The sequence below is a fragment of the Haloarcula sp. MBLA0163 genome, assembly GCF_055632435.1.
The window spans coordinates 1,583,079-1,605,972 of the sequence record NZ_CM145745.1 but is presented as its reverse complement, the minus strand read 5'-3'; the positions used below and the strand labels follow the sequence as shown (position 1 = coordinate 1,605,972).

Genomic DNA, 22,894 nt, shown 5'->3' with positions numbered 1-22,894 from the left:
CACGATTCGGGTCCTCAACCTCGTCACGAACAAGGACGCCCAGTTCTTCCGGGCACAGGTACAGGAGCTGGAACGCCGTGGCGTCGAGCTGACGACGCTGTCGGTCCCCGGTCGGAACCGCTCCGAGTCCATCGACGCCGACGAGGACGGGAAGCGCTCCATCCTCGACTACGCGAAGTTCTACCCGTCGGTGCTGGCGAACTCGCTCGACGACTACGACCTCATCCACGCGAACTACGGCCTCACCGCGCCGATGGCCGTCGCGCAACCGACCCTCCCCGTCGTCCTCTCGCTGTGGGGGTCGGACCTCATGGGCAGGTACGGGCCGGTCACACAGCGGTTCGCCCGGTTCTGTGACGAGGTCATCGTCATGTCGGAGGGGATGGCGGAGATATACGAGGGCGAGTGCCTCGTCATCCCACACGGCGTCGACCTCTCTGTCTTCCGGCCCATGGACCAGGCGACGGCCCGCGAGGAGCTGGGCTGGCCGGCCGACGAACGCATCGTCCTCTTCCCGTACCCGCCGAAACGGGACGTGAAGAACTACCCGCGCGCCGAACGCGTCGTCGACGGCGCTCGGGACCGCGTCGACGCCGACGTGTCGCTGCGGACGGCGACCGGCGTCCCCCACCACCGGATGCCGTACTACCTCAACGCCGCGGACGCGATGCTGATGACCTCGCGCCGCGAAGGGTCGCCGAACACGGTGAAGGAGGCGATGGCCTGTAACCTGCCCGTCGTCTCGACGGACGTCGGCGACGTCCGCACCCGTCTGGCGCCGGTCGAACCGAGCGCCGTCAGCGACGACGACGCCGCGTTGGCCGACGCGCTGGCCGAGATTCTGGCCAGCCACGACCGCTCGAACGGTCGCGAGTACGCCGACGCCATCGCGCTGGAGCGGATGGGCGAACGCATCGTCGGCGTCTACGAAGACGTGATAGACGACTGAACAGAAACCCGGACATACCGTTCACAGACAGACCATAACAATGGCTGAACACCCCCCAGCAGGTTCCAGATAGCCGTCATGTCCTCGAAACGTCGCCGTCACGTCGCCGCCCTCCTCGTCGGCTACATCGCCTACACCGTCGGGGTCACCGTGGCCGCGAGCCACGTCCCGACCGGGTACGAGATATCCATCTACAGCGCGACGCCGGCCCCGTTCTGGGTAGGGGTAGCCCTCGCCTTCGTCACCGCCGTCCTCGTCGGCCTGAACGCACCGGTCGCGACGGCGCGCAACCGGCTCGCACTGCTGCTCGGGACGCTCGTCGGCCTCTCCGTGGCGCTCCTGCCGATGGTCCGGGACTACTACTACTACGGCGTCGGGGACGCGCTCAGCTACCTCGGCTGGACCCGGATGATAGCCGAGGGGGCGCTCAACCCGGTGAACTTCCTCTATCCGGGCATCCACAGCACCGCCGTCACCATGACGAGCGTCTCCGGGCTGCCGCCGCGCCGCTCGCTCCAGCTGGTCGTGCTCTTCTTCGTCGGCCTGTACGTCCTCTTCACCGCCCTCTGTGTCGCCCGCATCGCCGCCCGCTCGAACGCCGTCGCCGTCGGGACGTTCTTCGCCCTGCTCTTCCTGCCCATCAACAACATCCACACCTACATCTTCCCGTACCCGACGAGCGAGGCCATCTTCTTCACGCCGTTCGCCCTGTACGTCCTGCTCAGGTACCTCGGCGACAGGGAGTCGCTGCTGACCGCTCGGGGCGTTCGCATCGTCACGCCGATGGGTGTCGTGCTGACGCTGGTCGGCATCTCGGCCATCCTTATCCACCCACAGGCCGGGTCGAACGTCCTGTTCGCCATCGTCGCCGGGTTGGGCCTGCAGGTGCTCGCACAGCTGTACGGCCACGTCCGGTTCGAGGAGCGCATCAGCGGCCATCGGTCGCTGGCGCCCCAGGCCGTCGTCGTCGGCCTGTTCTTCGCGCTGTGGACGCCCCGGTTCGAGCGTGCGACGGGGACGATGGGGACCGTCGTCAGCGGCCTGTTGTACGGTGCGAACCCGGCCGACGAGATATCCCAGTCCAGCAGTTCGCTGTCGGCCATCGGGAGCGGCATCGGCATCCTGTTCGCGAAGGTGTTCCTCGTCAGCACCGTCCTCTCGATAGTCGCCGGCCTCGTGATGCTCGCGGTGCTATCCGACCGGCTCGACGACCAGTACCCCGACCGGAACGCGATGCTGCGCTACCTCACGTTCGGGTTCGTGCCGGTGTTCATGCTGTTCGGTATCTTTTTCATCACGAGCGTTACCCGCCAGCCGTTCCGCTACCTCGGCTTCATGATGGTGTTCGTCACCATCCTCGCCGCGGTGGCCGTCGCCGACGGCATCCCGTTCGGACTGGACTTCTCGACGGAGAACTGGCGGGCCGCCGTCGCGGTCGTCCTCGTCCTCCTCGTGGTGCCACAGGCCATGATACTCCACCAGTCCCCGCACATCTATAAGGACTCCGACCACGTCCCGGAGACGTACTACGAGGGACACGTCACCACCTTCGAGAACCGCGACCCGTCGGTGTGGTTCGCCGGGCCGCGTGGAGGCCCGCGCCGCTTCGTCGACGCCTACTACGGGACGACCTACTCCGACTACACGCCGACCGGCGAGCACTTCCCCGGGAAGGAGGAGAAGATACCGTTCGCGGTGTTCGGCAACAACGAGTCGACCCACTACTCCCACTGTCGGTACGTCCCGCTGACCACCAAGGACTACCAGAAGGAGATCGGCCTGTACGAGGGCTTCCGCTACTCGGCGGAGGCGTTCCGTTCCTTCCGGCAGAACCCCGACGTCTACCGAGTCCAGTCGAACGGCGACTACCGGCTCTACTTCGTCAGGGGTGAGGACTGCCTCCGATGACGCTCCGGGAGCGCATCGCCAAGGGGTTCAAAGCGACGCTGTTCTCCCGGGTCGTCCACGCCATCGCCAACGGGGCGCTCCTCCTCGTCCTGACCCGGTACCTGCTCGACCCGGAGCAGTACGGACTGCTCTACTTCGCCGTCTCGGTGGTCGGCGTGGCCGAACTGTTCGGCACGCTCGGACTGACGAAGGCGACGGCCCGGTACGTCAACGAGTACCTCGAACAGGACGAGACGCAGGTCCGCCACATCATGCGGTGGTCGTTCTACGGCGTCGTCGCGATGGCCGTCGGCGTCTCGGCGGCCATCTCCCTCGCCAGCGCGCCGCTCGCGGCCCTGCTCAACCGACCGGAGGTGGCGCCCGTCCTGACCGTCGGCGGCCTCTACGTCGCCGGCCGCTCGTTCATCAGCTACGAGCGGTCCGTGTTCCAGGCGTTCAACGCCGTCACGTACAGCGCCGTCCTCACCGCGACCAACAGCGTCGTCAGACTGTGCGCGGCCGTGGCGCTGGTCGTCCTCGGCTACGGCGTCGTCGGCGCGATGGCGGGCTACGTCATCGGGTTCGGCGTGACCGCGATGCTGGGGTTCGCGCTCCTGTACACGCGGTTCTACCGGGGGCTCCCGAAGACCGAGGACGCCGAGACCGGTCTCCGCCGCCGGCTGCTCCGGTACAGCGTCCCGACGGCGGCCACGCGGGCGAGCGTCGTCCTCGACAGCAAGATAGACACCGTCCTCGTCGGGATGCTGTCGACGCCGGTGGCCGTGGCGTTCTACACGCTCGCCAGACAGGTCGCGGACCTCTGTATCGTCCCCGCACAGTCGCTCGGGTACGCCGTCGTGCCGACGCTCGGCGAGCAGTCGGCCGCCGAGAACCGCGACCGGGCCGCGAACATCTACGAGCAGTCGCTCAGGAACATCATCCTGCTGTACGTGCCCGCCGCCGCCGGCCTCTTCGTGGTCGCCGACCCGCTGGTGCGGTACGTCGTCGGCACGGACTACCTCGGCGCGGTCCCGCTGATTCAACTGTACGGCGTCTTCGTTATCATGCGCGCCATAGAGAAGATAACGGCCAACACGCTCGACTACCTCGGCCTCGCCCGCGTGCGGGCCGTCGCCCGCGGGACCAGCGCCGTCGGGAACGTCGGGCTGAACCTCGTCCTCATTCCGCCGTTGGGGGCGCTCGGCGCCGGCATCGCGACGGTCCTGACCTACTCCGGGTACGGACTGGTCAACATGTACTACCTCCACCAGGAACTCCCGTTCGACGCGGCGGCCGTCGGCAACCACCTCGCCCGCGTCACCGCCATCGCCGTCGTGATGGGGGGCGTCGTCTACACGGTGATGCCGTACGTCACGGGCCTGCTCACACTCGCGGGCGCCATCCTCCTCGGCGGGGCCATCTGGGCGGCGCTCTCGGTCGCCAGCGGTCTCCTCGAACCGCGCGCCGTCCTGTCTTTCATCACCTGACAGGCACTCCATAACTACGGCTCCGGTTGGGCTAGGACGGCCCATGCCCTCGGTCGCGTTCATGGGGAGCCACCCCCTCGGCGAGCGATGCCTCGAACTACTCACCAGCGACGACGACTTCCGCGTGAAACTGGTCGTCACCTACGGTCCCGACGAGGACACGTGGTGGGACGGGTGCCTGTACGACCGGGCCGAGCGCCTCGGTCACGAGGTCTTCACGCGCGCGGACGAGCGCGACGTCCTCGACTACGACGTCGACTACCTCGTGAGCGTCTACTACCCGAGCATCCTCGGCGAGGAGCTGCTGGACCACCCGAACGTCGCGCCGCTGAACCTCCACCAGGCCGAACTGCCCCGCTATCGCGGGAGCAACGTCTTCAGCCACGCCATCATGAACGCCCGCGAGGACGACCACTGGAAGTACGGCACCACGTTCCACGTGATGGCGCCGGAGGTGGACGCCGGGGACGTGCTCGCCCGCGACTTCGTCCCCATCCGCGAGACCGACACCGCGCGCACGCTGTACGACCGCGTCACCGAGGCCTCGGTCGCCATGTTCCGGGAACACCTCCCGACGCTGAAAGACGGCGACATCCATCGGGTCACGACGCCGCAGGCGGCCTACGATGGCGAGCGCTACTTCTACACCAAGGAGAGCCTCGACGGCGCGAAGCTGATTCCGCCGGAGCGACTGGCGGCCGACGACGAGGCGACCCAGCTGGCGGTGTACGACAAGATTCGCGCCCTCGACTTCCCGCCGTTCCAGCCGGCCTACACGGTCCTGGGTGGCCATCGGGTGCAGTTGACGGCCGCGTCGTACGCCGACATCTTCGACGACGCACCGGTGCCCGAATTCGACGTCGAACGCGATGCGACGTCGACGGCGCTCGCACAGGACTGAGGGCGGCCACCCTCGGACGGCTCAGGGGAGCGTTCTGCAGTGGACCTCGGGGACTGGGAACGGCGCAGAATGGCTACTCCCAGCTGCTGGGACCGATGCCGAGGCGTACGACGACGGGCCGGTAGGCGAACACCACGACGACGATGACCGCCAGCTCGGTCCAGAACCCGATTTCGCCCACGAGCGAGCGAACGGCTGCGAGTACCAGGAACACCAGCACGAACATCGCGACGTAGTGGGGCGCGAGTTCCTTCAGTCGGTCCGTATCCATACGTCCCTCTACGGGTAGACCTACTCAAACCCTTCCCCTCCAGCCACGTTCGAACCGCCGAACCGGCTGACGTCGAACGCGTCGCCTCCGGCGGGGGCCCAGGGTCCACTCAGAACTGCGTCGCGAGTTCGGGCCGGTCGAGGGTGACGACCTCGTTCTTCGCCGCGGAGCGCTCGGCGTGTTCCAGCGTCTCGACAGCACGTGCCCCGACCGCGCCGCTGGCCGGCGGGTGGTCGCCGTTCTCGCTGGCCTCGACGAACGCCTCGACCTCTGTCTTCAGCGGCTCCTCGTCGTCCGTCGTGTGGACGATGGCGCCGTCGTTGCGTGACTTCAGCCCGTCGTCGGGGTCGGAGAACACCTCGGCGTCGAACAGTTCCAGTTTCGTGTTCTCCAGGTAGTCGATGTACGCCGAGCGGTTCGACCCGACGACGACGAGGTCCCGCGTCTTGTCGAAGACGGGAATCTGCCACGAGGAGTTGATGACGCCCGTGACGTCGTCGTAGCCCAGCGTCAGCGTCGACGTCTCGACGATGCCCTCGCGGACGAACGAGTCGAAGCGGCCGTGCACCGTGTCCGGGCGTGCGTCCAGCAGGTAGTCGTAGACGTCGACGTCGTGGACCGCCAGCGAGTACAGCACGCCGGTCGTCCGGCGGGGCACGCGGAAGGAGAACCGCCGCGTCTGGAGGTACTTGATGCGGCCGAGTTCACCGCGGTCGACGCGGCGTTTCAGCGCCCGGAGCGCCGGGTGGTACCGGAAGATGTGCCCGACGCCCAGCGAACAGTCGTTGTCCTCGGCCGTCTCGACGAGGTCCCACGCGTCCGCGGCGTTCAGCGCGAGCGGTTTCTCTATGAGGAGGTCGATTCCGCGCTCCAGCATGTCGGTCCCGATGGCGCGGTGGGTCGTCGAGGGGGTCGCCACCGTCGCGGCGTCGACGTCCATCTCCGCGACGTCGGTGACGTAGGGGAGGTCGTAGGAGTCGGCCAGCGACTCGACGCGGCGCTCGTCGGCGTCGCAGATGACCACCTCGTCGAGCCGGCCCTCGTCCAGCAACTCCCGGGCGACCCGGACGTGGTTCTTCCCCCAGTAGCCCGTGCCGACGACGCCGTACCTCATCGGTAGTACCTCCGGATCGCCTCGCAGACGCGGTCTATCTCGGCTTCCGTGATGCGGGGGTGCATCGGGAGCGAGACGATGCGCTCACAGGCCCGTTCCGTCTCGGGGAGGGCGGGCACCTCGGCGAGGTGGTCCCGCATCGCCGGCGTCAGGTGGACCGGCGGGTCGTAGTGGATGCCGGTCTGGATGCCCTCGTCGTCCAGATAGGCCCGGAGGCCGTCCCGGTCTGGCACCTGCACGACGAACAGGTGGTAGACGTGCGTGACGTCCTCGCGTTCGACCGGGAGGTCGACGGCCTCCACGCCAGCCAGTCGCTCGCGGTAGCGGTCCGCGGCGGCCGCCCGGTCGGCGTTCCAGTCGGCCAGGTGGGAGAGCTGCTCGAGCCCGGCGGCCGCGCTGACCTCGTCCAGCCGGTGGTTCAGACCGAGGCGGACGTGGTTCCCGTCGGCGTCCCGGCCGTGGTTGCGCAGCTCGCGGGCCGTCCGTGCCAGCTCCGCGTCGTCCGTCACGAGGATGCCGCCGTCGCCCGCGACGGTCATGTTCTTTGACGGGTAGAAGCTGAAGCCGGCGACGTCGCCGAGGCTGCCGACGGGGTCGCCGCGGTAGGTCGCCCCGTGGGCCTGGCAGGCGTCCTCGACGACCGTCAGGTCGTGGGCGTCGGCGACGCTCCTGACCGCCTCCATCTCGACGGGGTGGCCGTAGAGGTGGACCGGGACCACGGCCGACGCGTCGTCGGCGTCGGACGCCTTGCGCGCGAGGTCCGTCCCGCTCATCGTGGAGGTCTGCGGGTCGATGTCGACGAACACCGGGTCGGCACCGAGTTCGAGGACGGGGCTGACCGTCGCGAAGAAGGTGTGGCCGGGGACCAGTACCTGGTCGCCCTCGCCGATACCGGCGCTCTTCATCGCCAGGTACAGCGCGGCCGTCCCGCTGCTGACGCCGACGGCGTGGTCGACGCCGCACGTCTCGGCGAACTGTGCTTCGAGTTCCTCGACCCGCGGGCCCTTGACGTAGCGCCGCGATTCGAGCGTCTCGACGACGCTGTCGACGATGTCGTCGTCGACGTAGACGTCCGTGAACGGGACCTGTTCCGTCATCGGAGACGACTTTCAGAGTGACCGTCATTGTTATACTCCCCGTTCGCGCGAGCGCGCCCGCCGACGGTCTGTCGTCGGTGCCGAACACGCCCGGGAGCGACCCGTAGGCACACCCAACGCACGGTTCGTCACCGCATAACTTACGCCGCGTCCACGCACCCACCGGTCGAGATGGCAGTGGACGCGCTCAGCGAACGTGAGGTACTGGTCACGGGCGGTGCGGGGTTCGTCGGGAGCCACCTCGTCGCCGCGCTCGCGCCGACGAACGACGTGACCGTCCTCGACGACTTCTCGACGGGGTCGCGGGACCACCTGCCCGACGGCGTGACTGTCGTCGAGGGCGACGTCCGGGACGAATCGACTGTCGACGAGGCGATGGCCGGGGCCGACGTGGTGTTCCACGAAGCGGCGATGGTCAGCGTCCCCGAGTCCGTCGAGCGACCGGTCGCCTGCCACGACCTGAACGGGTCGGCGACCGTCGGCGTCCTCGACTGCGCGCGCCGCCACGACGCCCGCGTCGTCCTGGCCTCGAGTGCCGCCGTCTACGGGGACCCGGCCGCCGTCCCCGTCTCCGAGGGTGACCCCCTCGACCCGCAGTCGCCCTACGGCTTCGAGAAGCGCCTCAACGAGCAGTACGCCGCGTTCTACACGGAGACGTACGGCGTGCCGACGGTCCCGCTCCGGTACTTCAACGTCTACGGACCCCGCGGGCTCGACGGGGAGTACGCGGGCGTCATCGGCACGTTCGTCAGGCAGGCCCAGGCCGGCGACCCGCTGACCGTCGAGGGCGACGGCGACCAGACCCGGGACTTCGTCTACGTCGGCGACGTCGTCAGGGCGAACCTGCGGGCGGCGACGACAGACACCGTCGGCCGCCCGTTCAACGTGGGCACCGGCGAGAGTGTCACCATCAACCGCCTCGCCGAGACGGTCCGGGAGGTTGTCGGCGCCGACGTGCCCATCGAACACGTCCCGCCGCGGGAGGGAGACATCGACAGGAGCGAGGCCGACGTGGGTGCCGCCCGCGACCACCTCGACTTCGAGGCGTCGGTGACGCTCCGCGACGGCCTCGCACTCACCCTCGCGGCCGAGGAGTGAACGGACGGGCGGAACGTGGCGCTTACGGGCGATACGGTACCGATTACTATCGAGACACCCCTCGATGCCGCGGGTATGGAGGACGTAGGGACGCCCAGCAGTGCCGTCGTGGTCTCGAACACGTCGGCCGCACCGCTGAGTATCGTCCGAGCCCTCGGCCGTCGCGGTATCCGGACAATCGCCGCCTCGGAGCGGTCGCATCCGCCGGTGTTCGCGTCGAAGTACGTCGACGAGCGCGCCTCGTTGCCCGACCCGCAGACGGACCTGTACGCCTACCGCGATGCGTTGCTCGACCTGGCGGCCCGGCCGTCCGTCGCGACCATCGCACCCGTGCGCGAGGAGGACGTCTTCGTGCTCTCGAAGTTCCGGGACGCGTTCGCCGAGTACCTCCGCCCGGTCTGGCCGGACATGGAGACGCTGGCGGCCGCGCACGACAGAGTCGAACTCGTGGCCGCCGCCGAGCGGGCCGGCGTCGACGTCCCGGAGACGTGGCTCCTCGATGACGTTACGGACTGGGACCGCCCGCTCATCTCGAAGTCGCGGTACGGGCTCGTTACCGACCACTACGTCGACGGAATCGCCGCGGGTGCGGTCCACCCGACGCCGAACACCCAGTACATCGAACCCGGCGACAGGCCGGACGTCGATGACCTGGTCGAACGCATGGGGCACGTCCCCATCGTCCAGGCGTACGTGCCGGGGACGGAGTACACCGTCCGCGCGCTCTACGACGAGGGGGAGCCGGTCCTGACGACCCAGAAGGCGCTCCGGCGGGGCTACAAGTACCCGCGCGGCCCGAGCATCTACCACGAGGCCGTCGACGTCCCGGAGCTCCGGGATGCCGCGCTGGCCCTGCTCGACGAACTGGAGTGGCACGGCCCGGCCTCGGTCGGGTTCATCCGCGACGAGGAGACGGGCGCGTTCAAGATGCTCGAGATCAATCCCCGGTTCTGGTCCTCGATGCCGTGTGACCACCACGCCGGCGTCGACTACCCGCTGTACTACTGGCACCTCGCCAACGGCGTGACCGGTCCGTTCCACCCCCAGTACACGCCCGGGACGGCGTCGCACCTCCTGCGTGGCGAGCTGGTCCACCTCCTCAGCGTCGCCACCGAGTCGTACCCGTTCGTCCCCAAACCGTCGCTGTCGCAGACGGCGACCGACATCCTCTCGTCGCTGGTCACCCAGCCCCGGTTCGACGTCCTCAGCAGCGACGACCCGGGCCCGTTCGCGCGGGACCTGTGGAACACGGTACGCTCGGCTTTCCCGACCCTCGAGGGTCGGTGAACAGTTCGGACATCGACAAATACAGCAAAAAACATATATAGCAATACTGTGTGCCGTTTCGTATGGAAATGTGTGACACTGAGGGGGTCGGCAACACGTCCGAGTTTCAGCCACGAGAGGCCGTCAGCACCACGGTCGCGCGACGGCTCGCGTCGACTATCGGGAAAAGTCCAGTGGAGATGACACCACTGGCTGAATCTATCGACCCGGACGCACTCGACAAGTTGTTCCAGAACGGTGACACTGACGTCGAGTTCCGATTCGAACACGAGGGGGCGACCGTTCGCGTCTCCGAGGCGGGTATCACGGTCCAGCAGAACTGACGGGCCACCACCGTCGGAAAGCTCTCGTTTCTCGTCCCTAATCGACGAATTACGAAGTTGCCGTGATGGGCAGTATCACACTGCATGAGTGGTCACCTGACGTCGGACGAGTGGCAACGCATCACGGAGTTCGCCCGGACGCCCAAGCATCGGCGGCGCCCGGAGCAGTTACTCCCGGACGAAGCGATAGCGGACCCCGACGGAGACGCCGATTCGACGCCCGACTGAGCCGCTCACAGCATGTTCTCGGTCTCGATGGTGTTCCAGACGTCGAGCCCCGGGTCCGTGATACCGTAGACCCGCCCCTTCCGGCGGTCCTCGGAGACGAGTAGCGTCACGAGGTCGGCGTCCCGGAGCTCCTGGAGCGCCCGCGAGACGTGGGCGATGCTGAGGTCCGTCTCGTCGGCGATGAGCGACGGGGTCGCCGGCCCCTCCGCCAACCGGCGGAGCGTCTCCACGCGATACCGGGAACTGATGACGTAGCTGACCTCGTCCCAGGGGTCCGAGTCAGCCATCGGTCGGCACCTCGCGCGGCCGGAGGGCCTCGCCGGTCGGACGCCTCTCGGTGTGTCGTCGGTCGGCTCGTGGTGCTGTTCGCCTGTCTCGCCCGGGCGCGGACGGTCGTTCCTCCGCGTCGGCGACCGTCTGCGGTCCGGTCCGGTGCGTGCTGTGTCGTGACATTAGTGTTCTCTGAGTTCTGGGGGACGGGCGCTACTGCGCCGTCTGTGGTCGGCGTACTGTGCGACTGTGACCGAGAGCAGGACGAGGACCACGGCGCCGCCGACCGTGTAGGGCGACAGCGCCGTCAGCAGGCCGACGTCGACCGCCGAGGCGAGGAACGTCGTCCCGGCGACGAGCGAGACGAGGCCGTTGAGCCGCGGCCAGTGTACGGCCGGCGGGACGGGCCCGAGATAGCGGTCTATCTCGGCCGTCGCGGGCGTCTCCGTCACCGAGCGCGCCTCCTCGTCGTACTCGACGAACCCGGCGGCCTCCAGCTTCGGGATGTGTGACTGGTACAGGGAGACGTAGACGCGCTTCTCCTCGCTCGCGCTTATCTCCGACGGCGAGACGTCGGCCTCGTGCGCCCCGACGAGGCGGGCCAGACGGCTCACCGCGACCGGCGACTCGCGCCGTCTGAGCGTCGCGAGGATGAACCGCCGACGGCTGTTGCTCAGCACCTCGAACACGGTATCGCGAGAGAGCCGCTGGTGCTGTCCCGTCATCACTCCCTCCGGGTGTGACTACGTCGAGGGCGCGAGCGTCTGGGTCGTGGGGCCACTGTTGGGTGACCATCACAGGCACCGACCTTTGTTACGTATCACATATCATACGGAGGTCGGTCGGTATCCCGGGCGAAACGACTGAGTACCCACGTAGTATCCACGCCGTAGAATCGCCGGAGACGGCTGCACCCGGGTGTGTATGAAGCCTGCGCCTTCGTGACACAGGGCGCGCATAACAATGGCTTCACTTTGCCTGCCGCAAAGCGTGATAGCTGTACATCCGAAGCCGACCCAGCGGCGTCGGCACCGGTCGCCCGGCGGTGGTGAGCGGCGGTGACCGACGCCCACCCTGTCGACGTCTCGATGTCGATAGCCGCACCGGACGTCGGCGAGGCCGAGTTGCGCCGCATCCGGGCCGTCCTCGAGTCGGGCCAGCTGAGCGGCGGCGACGAGGTCGACGCCTTCGGCGAGGAGTTCGCGACCTACTGCACAGTCGCCCACGGCGTGCCGACGAGCAACGGCACGACGGCGCTGCACGCCGCCCTCGAGGCGTTGCAGGTCGGCGAGGGCGACACCGTCCTCACCACCCCGTTCTCGTTCGTGGCGACGGCCAACGCCGTCAGGCACGCCGGCGCGACGCCGGTGTTCGCCGACGTCGACCCGGAGACGTACAACCTCGACCCCGCGAGCGTGGCGGCGACGGCCGACGCGGTCGGCGGTGTCGACGCCATCCTCGCCGTCCACCTCTACGGCTGTCCCGCCCCGATGGAGGAGCTGCGGGCCATCGCCGACCGGCACGACGCCGCACTTATCGAGGACGCGGCACAGGCACACGGGGCGACCTACCACGGCGACCCCGTCGGCAGCCTCGGCGACGCCGCCTGCTTCAGCTTCTACCCGACGAAGAACATGACGACCGGGGAGGGCGGCATCGTCGTCACCGACGACGACGCCGTCGCCGACCGCCTCCGGCAGTTCATCGACCACGGCCGCGACGGGGACGGGAACCACGCCACCGTCGGCCACAACTTCCGGATGACCGACGTCTGTGCGGCCATCGGTCGCGCCCAACTGGAGAAACTCGACGAGTACGTCGCGGCGCGACGCGACAACGCCGCGGCCCTCACCGACGCGGTCGCCGACACCGACCTCGTCGCGCCGGTCGAACCGGACGGCTGTCGGCACTCCTACCACCAGTACACGGTCCGCTGTCCCGACCGCGACGCCCTTCGGGCACACCTCGACGACTACGGCGTGCCCTCGGCCGTGTACTACCCGACGCCGATCCACGAGGAACCGGCCTACGACGACGTCGACGCGTCGCTCCCCGAGGCGGAACGGGCCGCCGAGGAGGTCCTGTCGCTGCCGGTCCATCCGGGCCTGTCCGCTCGGGACGTTCGCGCTATCAGCCTCGCTCTCACCGACTTCACACAATGACTATCGCCCTCAGAGAGGTCCCACGATGAACAGCACAGAACCACTCGCCGCCGGCGTCGTCGGCGTCGGGAGCATGGGCACGCACCACGCCCGCGTGTACAACGAGATACCCGGCGTCGACCTCGTCGGCGTCGCGGACGCCGACCCCGTCTCCGCCGCCGAGACGGCCGCGGAGTACGGCACCTCCGTCGCCGACCCGTCGGACCTGCTCGAGGTCGTCGACCTCGTCTCCGTCGCCGTCCCGACCCGGTTCCACTACGACGTCGCGATGGAGGCCATCGAGGCGGGCGTCTCGGTCCTCATCGAGAAGCCGTTCGTCAGCGACCCGGCCGACGGGCGGGCACTCGTCGACCGCGCCGCGGAGAAGGGCGTCCAGCTACAGGTCGGCCACATCGAGCGGTTCAACCCCGTCGTCGACGTGTTGCAGGACGTACTGGCTGACCTCGAACCGATAGCCGCCTCGGCGCGTCGACTCGGGCCGCCCGTCTCGCGGGACGTCAACGACGACGTGGTGATGGACCTGATGATCCACGACATCGACGTGGTCTGTTCGCTGTTCGACGACGAGGTGACGGGCGTCACCGCCGTGGGTGCCTGCGACGGGGACTACGCGGACGCCCAGATGAAGTTCGCCGGCGGCACCGTCTGCTCGCTGACCGCCAGCAGAATCACGCAGGAACGCATCCGCGACCTCTCGGTGACCACGCGGGAGTGTCACGTCGCCGTCGACTTCATGGACCAGTCGATGCGTATCTACCGCCACTCGGACCCGTCCTACCACACCGAAGACGGCGACGTCCGGTACACGCAGGAGAGCATCATCGAGCGGCCGGCCGTCGAGAGCGACGAACCGCTCAAACGCGAGCTCCGGTCGTTCGTCGACTGCGTCCGCGACGGGTCGACGCCACGCATCACCGGCGAGGACGGCCTCCGGGCGCTGTCGATAGCCCGCGACATCAGCGAACTCGCGACCTCCCGGGACCTCGGCCTAGAGGAGGTGAGCGTCAGTGACGGCAGTACGACCTGATAGCGGGGTCTACGCCGCCGACAGCGGTGGCCCGGCGCTCCGCGAGGCGTTCGTCACCGGCGAGGTCCCGGTCGCCGTCTACGGTCTGGGGAAGATGGGACTGCCGCTGGCGGCCGTCTTCGCCGACGTCACGGGGAACGTCGTCGGCGCGGACATCGACCCCGAGGTGGTCGCCGCCGTCGAGCGGGGCGAGTCCCCCGTCGAGGGCGAACCGGGGCTCGCAGAGCTGGTCGCCGAGACGACCGCAGACGGGTCGCTCCGGGCGACGGACGACCCGGCGGACGCGGCCGCCGAGGGCCGGGTCCACGTCGTCATCGTGCCCACGCTGCTGGACGAGCGGAACGAGCCGGACCTCGCCGCGTTGCTCGCTGCCGTCGACGCCATCGCCGAGGGCCTCGCGCCCGGGGACGTCGTGATAGTCGAGTCGACGGTCCCGCCCGGGACGACCCGCGACGTGGTCGCCCCGCGACTCGCCGAGCGCAGCGGACTGGACCCCGGCGAGTTCGGCGTCGCCTTCTGCCCGGAACGGACGGCCAGCGGCCGGGCGCTGCGGGACATCCGCGGTGCGTACCCGAAGGTCGTCGGCGGCGTGGACGCCGAGAGCGAACGCGTCGCGAGTCTGCTCTACGACGAGGTGACGAGCAACGAGGTGGTCCGGGCCGGCGACGCGACGACCGCCGAGTGCGTGAAGGTGTTCGAGGGCATCTACCGCGACGTCAACGTCGCGCTGGCGAACGAACTCGCCCGCGTCGTCGACCCCCTCGACGTCGACGTCCGCCGGGCCATCGAGGTGGCCAACACCCAGCCGTTCTGTCACATCCACGACCCCGGGCCCGGCGTCGGCGGCCACTGCATCCCGCTGTATCCGCACTTCCTCACCTCGCAGGTCGAGACGGAGCTGCCGCTGATAGAGACCGGTCGGTCGGTCAACGACGCGATGCCGGCCTTCGTCACGAGTTCGGTCGTCCAGTTGCTCGGCGACCGAGGCGTCGACGTGGCGGACGCCGACGTGTTGCTGCTCGGCGTCGCGTACCGCGCGGGCGTCGACGAGACGCGCAAGGCACCGGCCCGGCCCATCGCGCGCACGCTCTCGAAGCAGGGAGCCGACGTCTACGCGACAGACCCGGTGGTCGACGTCGACGAGGTCCCCGACCTCGAAGCGACGGCGCTCGACCACGACGCCATCGAAGCGGCCGCGTCGCGGTTCGACGCGGTGGTCCTCGTCACGGCCCACGAGGCGTACGAGTCGCTGGCGTTCGACGCGTTCGAAGACGGCGTGCTCGTCGACACGCGTGACGTCGTCGACGACCAGTCACTCCCCACCTACACCGTCGGAAGTGGGCGTTCGTAGCGTGAGCCGGAGATAAATTAGCAATCGTTCACTACCGGGATATAAGCGGTGTATCTCGGACCTGTACGGCTCCCTAATAAGTGTCAGTTTGGATAAGTAACAAAGTATTAAGTGCCAAAAGCGTGTCTCATTTGACACGCTCTTGGGTTCGGACGGGCGCACCTGTCGCGGCTGCATCTGGGGGTGCGGCCAGCGCGCAGCGGTCGACGCAGTCGACAACGCCGCCCGACTGCCGGGCCGAGGAGGGCTTGACCATGAGCACGCAGGACCAACCCACCACCGGCGCTGGAATAGACGACCCGACTCCCGCCGACTCGGAGTCGGTGGAGACAACGGCGAGCGACGCCGAGACCGAACAGAGTGAACCGGAGGACTTGTCGTTAGACCTGATTTTCGAGATACTGAAGAACAGTCGACGGCGGGAGGTACTCCACTATCTCCGCGATCTCGAGAGCGACGAGCGAGTCTCGCTCGGGGAACTGGCCGAGCACGTCGCCGCGATAGAGAACGACACGTCGACGGACGCCCTGACGTCGAGTCAGCGCAAGCGCGTCTACGTCGGCCTCTACCAGTGTCACCTCCCGAAGATGGACGACATGGGCGTCGTGGAGTTCAACCAGGACCGCGGACACGTCCGGCTGGCACCGGCCGCGGAGCACCTGATGGAGTATCTGGACCGGCCGAGCGACGAGGCCGTCGTCGACTGGCACCACTACTACGCCGTCGTGTCTGGCATCGGCGTCGCTATCCTCGGGCTGTCGGCCGTCATGGGGTTCAGCGGCGGCGTGTTGCTGACGCTGCTGGGGCTGGTGGTCGCGACGTTCGCGTTCTGTTCTGGCGTGCACTGGCTGGTCGACGCCCGGGCCGAAGCCTGAGCCGACCGTGTTCGGCACCGGACCGGCGTCCGACCGGTTCGCCCGGCTCTCTCCGCACGAACGAGTCGCTGCCATAGCGGCGTCTCGCGGGAGTCGACGGCCTCGTCCGGGCGTGGACAGACGAGCGGTGAAAACGGGGGTGGCCAGCCCGTCGGTACGAGTCGGATGGGGTACACGGGCCTGCTGGCCGCCCCCTCAGTGGTCTGCGTCGGACACAAGTGGATGGTGTACCGTTCGGGTGGTGTTCTCAGGTTGGCCGACCGATAGCGCACCGTGGACCGGTGCGGAACCGTGCCGGCATCACAGGCGATGCGAGCTATCGGCATTGTAAGAAACTGCTTACGGAGCCCTCGCCGAGCGCCGCGATGCCACCGGTGACCGGAGCCGGAACCGTCGAGCGTCCGACGGGACCCCGACGCTGTCCCGCAGTAGGGACATCTTACGTCGCTCTCGACCGGTCAGGTGTCGGGGACGACAACAACCACAACGTCGTTGACGTTCGTTCCAGTCGGCCCGGTCCGGAGCGTCGCACCGACGGCGTCGAGATAGCCGCCGGCGTCGTGCCCGTCCAGCGCGTCGGTCGCGCGCCGGTGCTCCGTCTCGGGCACCGTCTCGCGGTCGACGATGGCGCCCGCGGCGTCGGAACTGCCGTCCTCGCCGTCCGTGTCGACGGCCGCGAGCACCGACGGCCCGGTGAGTTCCAGCGCGGCCGCCAGCGCGAGCTCCTGGTTCGGACCGCCGCGACCGCCCGCACCGTCGACCGTGACCGTCGTCTCACCGCCGGCGACGACGACGGCCGGCGGCGCGACCGGCTGTCCCGTCGCCGCTATCTCCTCGGCGACCGAGAGGACGACGGGCCCGACGTGTCTCGCCGGCCCGCGGAGGCGCGAGCTCAGTCGGACCGGGGTGTAGCCGGCGTCCGCGGCCGCCTGCTCGGCCGCGTCCAACGCCACGGCGTTCGTCCCGACGAGGTGGGTCGTCGCCCGCGCGAACGCGGAATCCTCGGTGCCAGGCGTCTCCCGGACCTCGCCCGCGGCGCCGGCCTTCAGGTGTCTCTCGATGGCGTCTGGCACGGACACGTCGTAGCGGTCGAGGACGTCCAGCGCGTCCGCGTAGGTCGTCTCGTCGGGGACGGTCGGGCCGCTCCCGACGACCGAGAGGTCGTCGCCGACCACGTCGCTGAGCGCCAGCGTCGCGAGGGTAGCGGGCGCGGCGAGGCGAGCGAGTTGGCCGCCCTTGGTGGCCGATAGGTGCTTGCGGACGGCGTTCACGTCCGCTATCGGCGCACCGCTCTCGAGCAGTGCCGACGTCGTCTCGCGGAGGGCCGCGAGCGAGAGGTCGCCCGCCGGCGCCGTCAACAGGGCGCTCGCCCCGCCGGTCACGACGAACAGGACGAGCGTCGACTCGTCGGCGGCCCGCGTCGTCTCCACCACCGTCTCTGTCGCATCGACGGTGCGCTCTGACGGGACGGGGTGGTCGCCGACGCGCACCGAGACGGTGTCCAGCGCCTCGGCGTGTTCGGCCACGACGACGCCGTCCGTGAGCCTGTCGCGGAGGACGTCCTCGAGCGCCCGCGCGACGCCGACGCTCGCCTTCCCGCCGCCGACGACGACCACCTCGCGGTACTCGGCGAGGTCGTACTCGGCCCCACCGACCCGGAGCGTGTCGCCGTCTCGCGTGATCGCCGTCCGAACCGCCCTGTCCGGTGCGGCCGCGTCGATGGCCGCCTCGAGACAGTCCAGCGCGGCAGCGTGGTCGGGAGTCCGTGCCAGCGACGCCCGGTCGTCGAACATACCCCGACGTCGACCGCCACCGGGAAAAACCTGTGTCAGGTTCGAGGCTCGATGTTCTGGTTCAGGTGGAACAGGTTCGCCGGGTCGTACGTCGTCTTCACGTCGACGAGTCGGTCGTGGTTCTCGCCGTACAGCGCCGTGGCCGGGTCCTCGCCGAGTCCGGGGAAGTTCCCGTAGCCGCCCGACGCGACGTCCAGGTCGGCCGCTTCGGCCAGCCCCTCCCGCGCCCACGAGACGTTCGCGTCGTCCTCGCTCGGCGTCTCCCAGTTGGCCTCGAAGTTGAGCATGTAGGGCTTCTCGCGGTGCCAGAACGCCGTCTCGTCCCGCGGCACGTCGGCGACGGCCCCGCCGAGGTGCCAGACGTCGACGGTCGACAGCGCCGAGGGCGCCGACTCGTTGTAGCGGAGGACGATGTCCACCACTTCGTCGGTCAGGTCCTCGAGGAAGACGGACTTCCAGTAGTAGCGCAGGCCGTCGGGGTAGTCCTCGTCCAGCAGCGACTGGAGGTCCTCGAAGGCCATCCGGCCGCCGAGGTCGGCCAGCGGCGTCGCGGCCGCGCGGAGCGGGGCGAACGTCGAGGGGTCGTGGGCGAACTCACCGCGCGCGCACCCGAGGAAGGCGACGGCGGGTTCGCCCCACGCGGCCGACGGGAACGCCGACAGTTCCGGGACGTGGCCGGCGAACGCGAGGGCGGCGGCCTGCCGGGGCGCGGACTCCGTCCAGGCCTCGAACGCCGCCAGCGCGGCCCGCCCGTCGTCCCCGTGGAACCAGACGAACAGGGCGTCCACCTCCGGACCGACCTCGTGGAGCTCGTACTCGAAGGAGGTGACGACGCCGAAGTTCCCGCCGCCGCCCCGTATCGCCCAGAACAGGTCCTCGTGTTGGTCCTCGCTGGCGACGCGGACCGACCCGTCGGCGGTCACCACGTCCGCCGACACGAGGTTGTCGGCCGCCAGCCCGTACTCCCGGGAGAGGTGACCGTACCCGCCGTTGAGCGTCAGCCCCGCGACGCCGGTCTCGGAGACGACGCCCAGTGGGGTCGCCAGACCGAACAACTGCGTCTCGTGGTCCACGTCGCCCAGCAGCGCGCCGCCCTGGGCGCGCACCGTCCGGGCCTCGCGGTCGACGCGGACGCCCGACATCGGCGAGAGGTCCACCATCAGGCCGCCGTCGGTGACGGCGTTGCCCGCGACGTTGTGGCCGCCGCCGTGGACGCTCAGCTCGACGTCGTTCTCCCGGGCGAAGTCGACGGCCGCCACCACGTCGGCCGTCCCGGTACACTGGACGACGAGCGCTGGGTGGCGGTCTATCATCGCGTTCCAGATGGACCGGGCCTCGTTGTAGCCCGGGTCCGTGGGTGTGATAACGTCCCCGCGGACGCGGTCCCGCAGCGAATCCGTCCGGTCGGCCGCCGCCGTGGTCGCGGCGCTCTCTGTCGGTTCCTGGGCCATGTCTCACAGAGTCGCGGGCGCTCGGCGTAGTTATTGACACACAAGCGAACGGCCCACACCGGTAGGCGCGCTCGTGCCGGCGGCCGCGGTCGGTAAGCAGTGTCCCCGGCGCCCGCTCGTAGCCGTCCCCGTGGCGGTCGTCGCGCACCGCCGCTCGGCCCGAGGGCGTTCAGGCACGGCGGACACGAGCATCCCCGTGGACGAGCGCCGACGTCGCCGGCGTCAGTGCGTGACCTCGACGCTCTCTATACCGCTGCGGACGTCGCTCTCGTCGACGGCCATGTCGTGTTTCTCGTCGGCGTGGGTCCGTACCAGTTCCACGACCTCGTCCTCGCTCTCCGACCGGACCATGAAGTCACAGGCGCTGCAGCTGTATTGGTGTGCCATCGTATCACGCCAGAGGCGACTCTGGCGGTCAGTGTGTCGACGCCGTCGCACAATAGTATAGCCGCGCTACCCCGCGTCGCCCTGTCCTGGCTGTTGAACAAGTCGGCCTTTCGGACAGCGGTGACGAGAAGCTAATCGGCTCCGTATCTGACACCTCACTACCATTAAGTCGGTGTGGGCCGTCCGTCTACCTGTATGGCCGACACCAAGGAGAGCCGAGACGACAAGGGGCGCGAGGAGGACGACCGACAGCGGGACCGCGAACTGGACGAGGAACTGGACGAACGCGAGAAGGCGGAGGCGGCCGAAGAGCGACGAGAGGAGGAGGAAGCGGAGGACGAACTGGCGGCCGACGAGTGAGCGACCGGCGGCGCTCGGCGGCGCTGCCGCTCGACGGAGACGTTGTCGTCCGGGTCTACACTCGCACGGCGTCGCCGGGAAAGCGGTGGTACGATAGGACCGGTGACTCCCAGGTGCCCGGTCCGCACGTTGGGTTCGGACGTGCACCACACGCTCCGCTTCGGCCGTCGAAATCCCGACCCGCCTCGGGTCGAGAGTATCGCTCTCGTCGCGACGTGGGCGAGGGACAGGACCAGTGGAGGCCTCGGCCTCGGCCGCGACGCCCCTACCTTGTTCACACACCATTATGACCATACGCGGGTTACTTCCTTCGAAGGCCCAGTAAGGAGACGAAATCTACAGACCGGTGCGGTAGTCGACGCGGTAAGTCCGCGTTTGACGAGCGGGGAGGGACACCGGTCCGGCGTCCCCACAGGTCGGCCGCCGAGCGTACGAACATATCCCGCGTACTGGACACAGGCTGCCCGTAAGTGCCCCCATCCTCACGGGTCCGTAACGATACGGAACCGTGTCTGCCGGTCGATGCGACCGGCGAGCGACGTCCGCCGGCGTTCGACGCGCGGCAGACGGGCGTCTGGACACGGATACTGTCTCCGAAGCACCACCACCCGGCTGCTTCCGTGACCCGTCCCGGGTCCTGCCACCACCTCCTACGACGGTGTCACGGTCACGTCCACCGCGCGTGTGCGGGGTCCGTCGCACTCGACGAACAGGACCGACTGCCACGTCCCGAGCGCGAGGTCGCCGTCCCGCACCGGGACGGAGACGCTCGACCCGAGGAGCATCGCCCGCAGGTGGGCGTCGGCGTTGCCGTCGAGCCTGTCGTGAGCGTAGGCCCCGTCTGCGGGGACCAGGTGTTCCAGCGCGTCTTCGACGTCGGCGAGGAGGCGCTGTTCGGCTTCGTTGACGCAGACGCCGGCAGTAGTGTGACGGACGAACACCGTACAGACGCCCTCCGTTACGTCGTCGGGCACCGCAGCGGCGACGTCGTCCGTGACGTCGCCCACGGTGACGCGCTCGTCGGTGTCTATCTGGAGACGCATGGTCCTCGATAGCGGCCCCCGCCTGATGAAGCTATCCGCCGAGCGGACAGACGAGTGCCGCGCCCTCCCGCTCGAAGTCGGTGCCGAACGGGGCGGACAGCTCGCGCATCCTGTCGCGGCTCCACGAGGCCGCTCCGTCGCCGGCCTCGTGGACGGCGCAGTCGGCTATCTCGGTCGGGTGGAGCCGGAGTTCGACCGGGTCACCCGACGACGTCAGCGACAGTTCGAAGAGGAAGCTCCGGTCGTTCCGCAGCGACGGGTCGACGGCGTAGTCGTCGACGAAGTCGCCGGTATCGTAGAGCACGGGGCAGCCGTCGTACACCTAGACGCCCTGGAACACGTGGGCGCTGTGCCCGTGGACGACGTCGACGCCCTCGTCTATCAGCCAGTGGGCGAAGGTCCGGAACGCCGGGGGCGGCTCGGTCTCCATGTTCGGTCCCCAGTGGAGCGAGGCGACCAGCAGGTCCGGGTCCTGAGCGAGGGCCTGTCCCAGCGCCGTCTCCACGGTCCGGCGCGTCTCCGGGTTCTCGACGTCTATCTCGACGTGGGCCGTCCCGGGCGTCGTCGCCGTCGCGGCGTACTCCGGCGTGTTGTCGGTCACCGAGACGACGGCCACCGAGGAGTCGCCGACGGTGAGGAATGCCGGCTCGAGCGCGGCATTCGCTGTCCGACCAGCGCCGGCGTGGGCGATGCCCGCTTCGTCCAATTCGTCGAGCGTGTCCAGCAGCGCGGGCTCCTCGTAGTCGAGGACGTGGTTGTTCGCCAGCGCACAGCAGTCGACGCCGGCGGCCTCCAGCGCGGGTATCGCCCACTCGGGCCTCGCCCGGAAGTGGAACGTCCGTCGGGTGCGCTGCCACTGTCGCCCGCGCGTGGAGAGACAGCACTCGAGGTTGATACAGAGGCCGTCGAGCGAGCGGAGCCGCTCGAGCAGGTCGCCCCACACCGCCGTCACCGACCGGTGGAGTTGCCGCTCGTCGACGAGGCGACCGAGCATCACGTCGCCGGTCAGGCCGAGTCGAAGCGCCACGGACCGGTCCCGTCGCTCCGGTCACCCCTGTGGCCCGCCGCCAGTCTGGGCCTCCCGTGCCTCGCTCCAGCCGCCGGCGTCCACGACCTCGAACAGGTTGCCCCAGCCCTCGTCGTCGTCGCTCTCGGGGAGCTGGTCGCGGAGTTGCCGGAAATCGGACGGCGGGACGACGGACGCGACGAGGTCCACGACGACCCGTGCGTGGTAGGCGGCGTCCGGCCGGTCCGCGTTCTCGATGTCGCCGACCCGGGTGACGAACTCCGACCAGTCGAACCGCTGGCCGTGCTCGTGGACGGCGCCGGTCATGTACCAGCGTATCTCCATCGGGAGCGACGCGGCCAGGTCCTCGGCCGCTCCCCCCGGGATGCGCTCCCCCAGCGTCATCAGCGTCGCCCGAATCGCTCGGAGCGTTCGCCCCGTGTCCGGCAGTTCGAGTCGGTGCTGTATCGTGCCGGTGAACTCGTCGAACTCCATACGATTAGATGAATGACACGATAGGTAATCAA

General features: G+C 68.9%; 23 protein-coding genes and 1 pseudogene. 13 read left to right on the top strand and 11 right to left on the bottom strand.

From position 1 onward, the window contains the following. Positions 1–4 precede the first annotated feature (4 nt). From ACV7GQ_RS08485 to ACV7GQ_RS08470, 4 genes are all read left to right on the top strand, one after another. Positions 5–949, top strand: coding sequence for a glycosyltransferase (locus ACV7GQ_RS08485; RefSeq protein ID WP_470313147.1), 945 nt, complete (start codon positions 5–7; stop codon positions 947–949). A gap of 78 nt (positions 950–1,027) precedes the next feature. Then, the gene (locus ACV7GQ_RS08480; RefSeq protein ID WP_470313076.1) at positions 1,028–2,857 is read left to right on the top strand and encodes a hypothetical protein; all 1,830 of its coding nucleotides are present in this window, start codon (positions 1,028–1,030) and stop codon (positions 2,855–2,857) included. After that, positions 2,854–4,323 carry a flippase gene (locus tag ACV7GQ_RS08475; RefSeq protein WP_470313075.1) on the top strand — a complete coding sequence of 490 codons (1,470 nt, stop codon included), beginning with the start codon at positions 2,854–2,856 and terminating at the stop codon, positions 4,321–4,323. The genes ACV7GQ_RS08480 and ACV7GQ_RS08475 overlap by 4 nt, the downstream gene beginning before the upstream one ends. A 43-nt stretch (positions 4,324–4,366) precedes the next feature. Beyond that, entirely contained in the window at positions 4,367–5,224 is an 858-nt protein-coding gene (locus ACV7GQ_RS08470) for a methionyl-tRNA formyltransferase (RefSeq protein WP_470313074.1), read from the top strand. Between the two features lie 73 nt (positions 5,225–5,297). On the opposite strand, the gene ACV7GQ_RS08465 is transcribed toward ACV7GQ_RS08470, so the two are convergent. The 3 genes from ACV7GQ_RS08465 to ACV7GQ_RS08455 all read right to left on the bottom strand — a co-directional run bounded on the left by ACV7GQ_RS08465 (position 5,298) and on the right by ACV7GQ_RS08455 (position 7,706). Further along, positions 5,298–5,495, bottom strand: a complete 198-nt coding sequence (locus ACV7GQ_RS08465; RefSeq protein WP_470313073.1) for a hypothetical protein — start codon at positions 5,493–5,495, stop codon at positions 5,298–5,300. Between the two features lie 109 nt (positions 5,496–5,604). After that, positions 5,605–6,609 carry a Gfo/Idh/MocA family protein gene (locus ACV7GQ_RS08460; RefSeq protein WP_470313072.1) on the bottom strand — a complete coding sequence of 335 codons (1,005 nt, stop codon included), beginning with the start codon at positions 6,607–6,609 and terminating at the stop codon, positions 5,605–5,607. Then, complete coding sequence (locus tag ACV7GQ_RS08455; RefSeq protein WP_470313071.1) at positions 6,606–7,706, bottom strand: DegT/DnrJ/EryC1/StrS family aminotransferase; 1,101 nt, start codon at positions 7,704–7,706, stop codon at positions 6,606–6,608. Before ACV7GQ_RS08455 ends, ACV7GQ_RS08460 begins: the two co-directional genes overlap by 4 nt. Before the next feature lie 171 nt (positions 7,707–7,877). On the opposite strand from ACV7GQ_RS08455, the gene ACV7GQ_RS08450 reads away from it, so the two are divergent. From ACV7GQ_RS08450 to ACV7GQ_RS08435, 4 genes are all read left to right on the top strand, one after another. Further along, positions 7,878–8,804 carry an NAD-dependent epimerase/dehydratase family protein gene (locus ACV7GQ_RS08450; RefSeq protein ID WP_470313070.1) on the top strand — a complete coding sequence of 309 codons (927 nt, stop codon included), beginning with the start codon at positions 7,878–7,880 and terminating at the stop codon, positions 8,802–8,804. Between the two features lie 75 nt (positions 8,805–8,879). Continuing rightward, a complete protein-coding gene (locus ACV7GQ_RS08445; protein ID WP_470313069.1) occupies positions 8,880–10,091 on the top strand; it encodes a carboxylate--amine ligase in 1,212 nt (403 codons plus the stop codon). A gap of 62 nt (positions 10,092–10,153) precedes the next feature. Next, a complete protein-coding gene (locus ACV7GQ_RS08440; protein ID WP_470313068.1) occupies positions 10,154–10,414 on the top strand; it encodes a HalOD1 output domain-containing protein in 261 nt (86 codons plus the stop codon). A gap of 84 nt (positions 10,415–10,498) precedes the next feature. After that, a complete protein-coding gene (locus ACV7GQ_RS08435; protein ID WP_470313067.1) occupies positions 10,499–10,642 on the top strand; it encodes a hypothetical protein in 144 nt (47 codons plus the stop codon). 5 nt (positions 10,643–10,647) lie between these two features. On the opposite strand, the gene ACV7GQ_RS08430 is transcribed toward ACV7GQ_RS08435, so the two are convergent. Both ACV7GQ_RS08430 and ACV7GQ_RS08425 read right to left on the bottom strand, forming a co-directional pair. Beyond that, entirely contained in the window at positions 10,648–10,929 is a 282-nt protein-coding gene (locus ACV7GQ_RS08430; protein ID WP_220618152.1) for a winged helix-turn-helix domain-containing protein, read from the bottom strand. Positions 10,930–11,094: 165 nt separating this feature from the next. Continuing rightward, positions 11,095–11,637, bottom strand: a complete 543-nt coding sequence (locus ACV7GQ_RS08425) for a DUF7344 domain-containing protein (protein WP_470313066.1) — start codon at positions 11,635–11,637, stop codon at positions 11,095–11,097. A 363-nt stretch (positions 11,638–12,000) separates the two neighbouring features. On the opposite strand from ACV7GQ_RS08425, the gene ACV7GQ_RS08420 reads away from it, so the two are divergent. From ACV7GQ_RS08420 to ACV7GQ_RS08405, 4 genes are all read left to right on the top strand, one after another. Next, positions 12,001–13,074, top strand: a complete 1,074-nt coding sequence (locus tag ACV7GQ_RS08420; RefSeq protein WP_470313146.1) for a DegT/DnrJ/EryC1/StrS family aminotransferase — start codon at positions 12,001–12,003, stop codon at positions 13,072–13,074. Between the two features lie 25 nt (positions 13,075–13,099). Then, complete coding sequence (locus ACV7GQ_RS08415; RefSeq protein ID WP_470313065.1) at positions 13,100–14,101, top strand: Gfo/Idh/MocA family oxidoreductase; 1,002 nt, start codon at positions 13,100–13,102, stop codon at positions 14,099–14,101. Next, positions 14,082–15,452, top strand: coding sequence for a nucleotide sugar dehydrogenase (locus ACV7GQ_RS08410; protein ID WP_470313064.1), 1,371 nt, complete (start codon positions 14,082–14,084; stop codon positions 15,450–15,452). Before ACV7GQ_RS08415 ends, ACV7GQ_RS08410 begins: the two co-directional genes overlap by 20 nt. A gap of 254 nt (positions 15,453–15,706) precedes the next feature. Further along, positions 15,707–16,327 (top strand): DUF7344 domain-containing protein, encoded by a 621-nt coding sequence (locus ACV7GQ_RS08405; RefSeq protein WP_470313063.1) that lies wholly within the window; start codon positions 15,707–15,709, stop codon positions 16,325–16,327. 458 nt (positions 16,328–16,785) lie between these two features. Here the strand turns inward: ACV7GQ_RS08405 and ACV7GQ_RS08400 are convergent, their stop codons facing one another. The 3 genes from ACV7GQ_RS08400 to ACV7GQ_RS08390 form a co-directional block, all read right to left on the bottom strand. Beyond that, positions 16,786–18,120, bottom strand: coding sequence for a glycerate kinase type-2 family protein (locus ACV7GQ_RS08400; protein ID WP_470313062.1), 1,335 nt, complete (start codon positions 18,118–18,120; stop codon positions 16,786–16,788). Between the two features lie 35 nt (positions 18,121–18,155). Beyond that, on the bottom strand, positions 18,156–19,571 hold the full coding sequence (locus tag ACV7GQ_RS08395) for an FAD-binding oxidoreductase (RefSeq protein ID WP_470313061.1): 1,416 nt from the start codon (positions 19,569–19,571) through the stop codon (positions 18,156–18,158). A 222-nt stretch (positions 19,572–19,793) separates the two neighbouring features. Then, positions 19,794–19,958, bottom strand: a complete 165-nt coding sequence (locus ACV7GQ_RS08390) for a DUF1059 domain-containing protein (protein WP_470313060.1) — start codon at positions 19,956–19,958, stop codon at positions 19,794–19,796. A 195-nt stretch (positions 19,959–20,153) separates the two neighbouring features. Here ACV7GQ_RS08390 and ACV7GQ_RS08385 point away from each other — a divergent pair, with 195 nt between their 5' ends. Further along, positions 20,154–20,318, top strand: coding sequence for a hypothetical protein (locus tag ACV7GQ_RS08385; RefSeq protein WP_470313059.1), 165 nt, complete (start codon positions 20,154–20,156; stop codon positions 20,316–20,318). 650 nt (positions 20,319–20,968) lie between these two features. Here ACV7GQ_RS08385 and ACV7GQ_RS08380 read toward each other — a convergent pair. From ACV7GQ_RS08380 to ACV7GQ_RS08370, 3 genes and pseudogenes are all read right to left on the bottom strand, one after another. After that, positions 20,969–21,361, bottom strand: a complete 393-nt coding sequence (locus ACV7GQ_RS08380) for a secondary thiamine-phosphate synthase enzyme YjbQ (RefSeq protein ID WP_470313058.1) — start codon at positions 21,359–21,361, stop codon at positions 20,969–20,971. Between the two features lie 31 nt (positions 21,362–21,392). Continuing rightward, positions 21,393–22,388: pseudogene (locus ACV7GQ_RS08375) on the bottom strand (CapA family protein). A 21-nt stretch (positions 22,389–22,409) separates the two neighbouring features. Continuing rightward, on the bottom strand, positions 22,410–22,862 hold the full coding sequence (locus tag ACV7GQ_RS08370; protein ID WP_470313057.1) for a DUF2267 domain-containing protein: 453 nt from the start codon (positions 22,860–22,862) through the stop codon (positions 22,410–22,412). Positions 22,863–22,894: the final 32 nt, after the last annotated feature.

Bases quoted from the DNA above. Each gene is read 5' to 3' on its own strand.
- ACV7GQ_RS08480 (WP_470313076.1), top strand. From the start codon at position 1,028: ATGTCCTCGAAACGTCGCCGTCACGTCGCCGCCCTCCTCGTCGGCTAC.
- ACV7GQ_RS08475 (WP_470313075.1), top strand. From the start codon at position 2,854: ATGACGCTCCGGGAGCGCATCGCCAAGGGGTTCAAAGCGACGCTGTTC.
- ACV7GQ_RS08470 (WP_470313074.1), top strand. From the start codon at position 4,367: ATGCCCTCGGTCGCGTTCATGGGGAGCCACCCCCTCGGCGAGCGATGC.
- ACV7GQ_RS08465 (WP_470313073.1), bottom strand. From the start codon at position 5,495: ATGGATACGGACCGACTGAAGGAACTCGCGCCCCACTACGTCGCGATG.
- ACV7GQ_RS08460 (WP_470313072.1), bottom strand. From the start codon at position 6,609: ATGAGGTACGGCGTCGTCGGCACGGGCTACTGGGGGAAGAACCACGTC.
- ACV7GQ_RS08455 (WP_470313071.1), bottom strand. From the start codon at position 7,706: ATGACGGAACAGGTCCCGTTCACGGACGTCTACGTCGACGACGACATC.
- ACV7GQ_RS08450 (WP_470313070.1), top strand. From the start codon at position 7,878: ATGGCAGTGGACGCGCTCAGCGAACGTGAGGTACTGGTCACGGGCGGT.
- ACV7GQ_RS08445 (WP_470313069.1), top strand. From the start codon at position 8,880: ATGGAGGACGTAGGGACGCCCAGCAGTGCCGTCGTGGTCTCGAACACG.
- ACV7GQ_RS08440 (WP_470313068.1), top strand. From the start codon at position 10,154: ATGGAAATGTGTGACACTGAGGGGGTCGGCAACACGTCCGAGTTTCAG.
- ACV7GQ_RS08435 (WP_470313067.1), top strand. From the start codon at position 10,499: ATGAGTGGTCACCTGACGTCGGACGAGTGGCAACGCATCACGGAGTTC.
- ACV7GQ_RS08430 (WP_220618152.1), bottom strand. From the start codon at position 10,929: ATGGCTGACTCGGACCCCTGGGACGAGGTCAGCTACGTCATCAGTTCC.
- ACV7GQ_RS08425 (WP_470313066.1), bottom strand. From the start codon at position 11,637: ATGACGGGACAGCACCAGCGGCTCTCTCGCGATACCGTGTTCGAGGTG.
- ACV7GQ_RS08420 (WP_470313146.1), top strand. From the start codon at position 12,001: ATGTCGATAGCCGCACCGGACGTCGGCGAGGCCGAGTTGCGCCGCATC.
- ACV7GQ_RS08415 (WP_470313065.1), top strand. From the start codon at position 13,100: ATGAACAGCACAGAACCACTCGCCGCCGGCGTCGTCGGCGTCGGGAGC.
- ACV7GQ_RS08405 (WP_470313063.1), top strand. From the start codon at position 15,707: ATGAGCACGCAGGACCAACCCACCACCGGCGCTGGAATAGACGACCCG.
- ACV7GQ_RS08400 (WP_470313062.1), bottom strand. From the start codon at position 18,120: ATGTTCGACGACCGGGCGTCGCTGGCACGGACTCCCGACCACGCTGCC.
- ACV7GQ_RS08395 (WP_470313061.1), bottom strand. From the start codon at position 19,571: ATGGCCCAGGAACCGACAGAGAGCGCCGCGACCACGGCGGCGGCCGAC.
- ACV7GQ_RS08390 (WP_470313060.1), bottom strand. From the start codon at position 19,958: ATGGCACACCAATACAGCTGCAGCGCCTGTGACTTCATGGTCCGGTCG.
- ACV7GQ_RS08385 (WP_470313059.1), top strand. From the start codon at position 20,154: ATGGCCGACACCAAGGAGAGCCGAGACGACAAGGGGCGCGAGGAGGAC.
- ACV7GQ_RS08380 (WP_470313058.1), bottom strand. From the start codon at position 21,361: ATGCGTCTCCAGATAGACACCGACGAGCGCGTCACCGTGGGCGACGTC.
- ACV7GQ_RS08370 (WP_470313057.1), bottom strand. From the start codon at position 22,862: ATGGAGTTCGACGAGTTCACCGGCACGATACAGCACCGACTCGAACTG.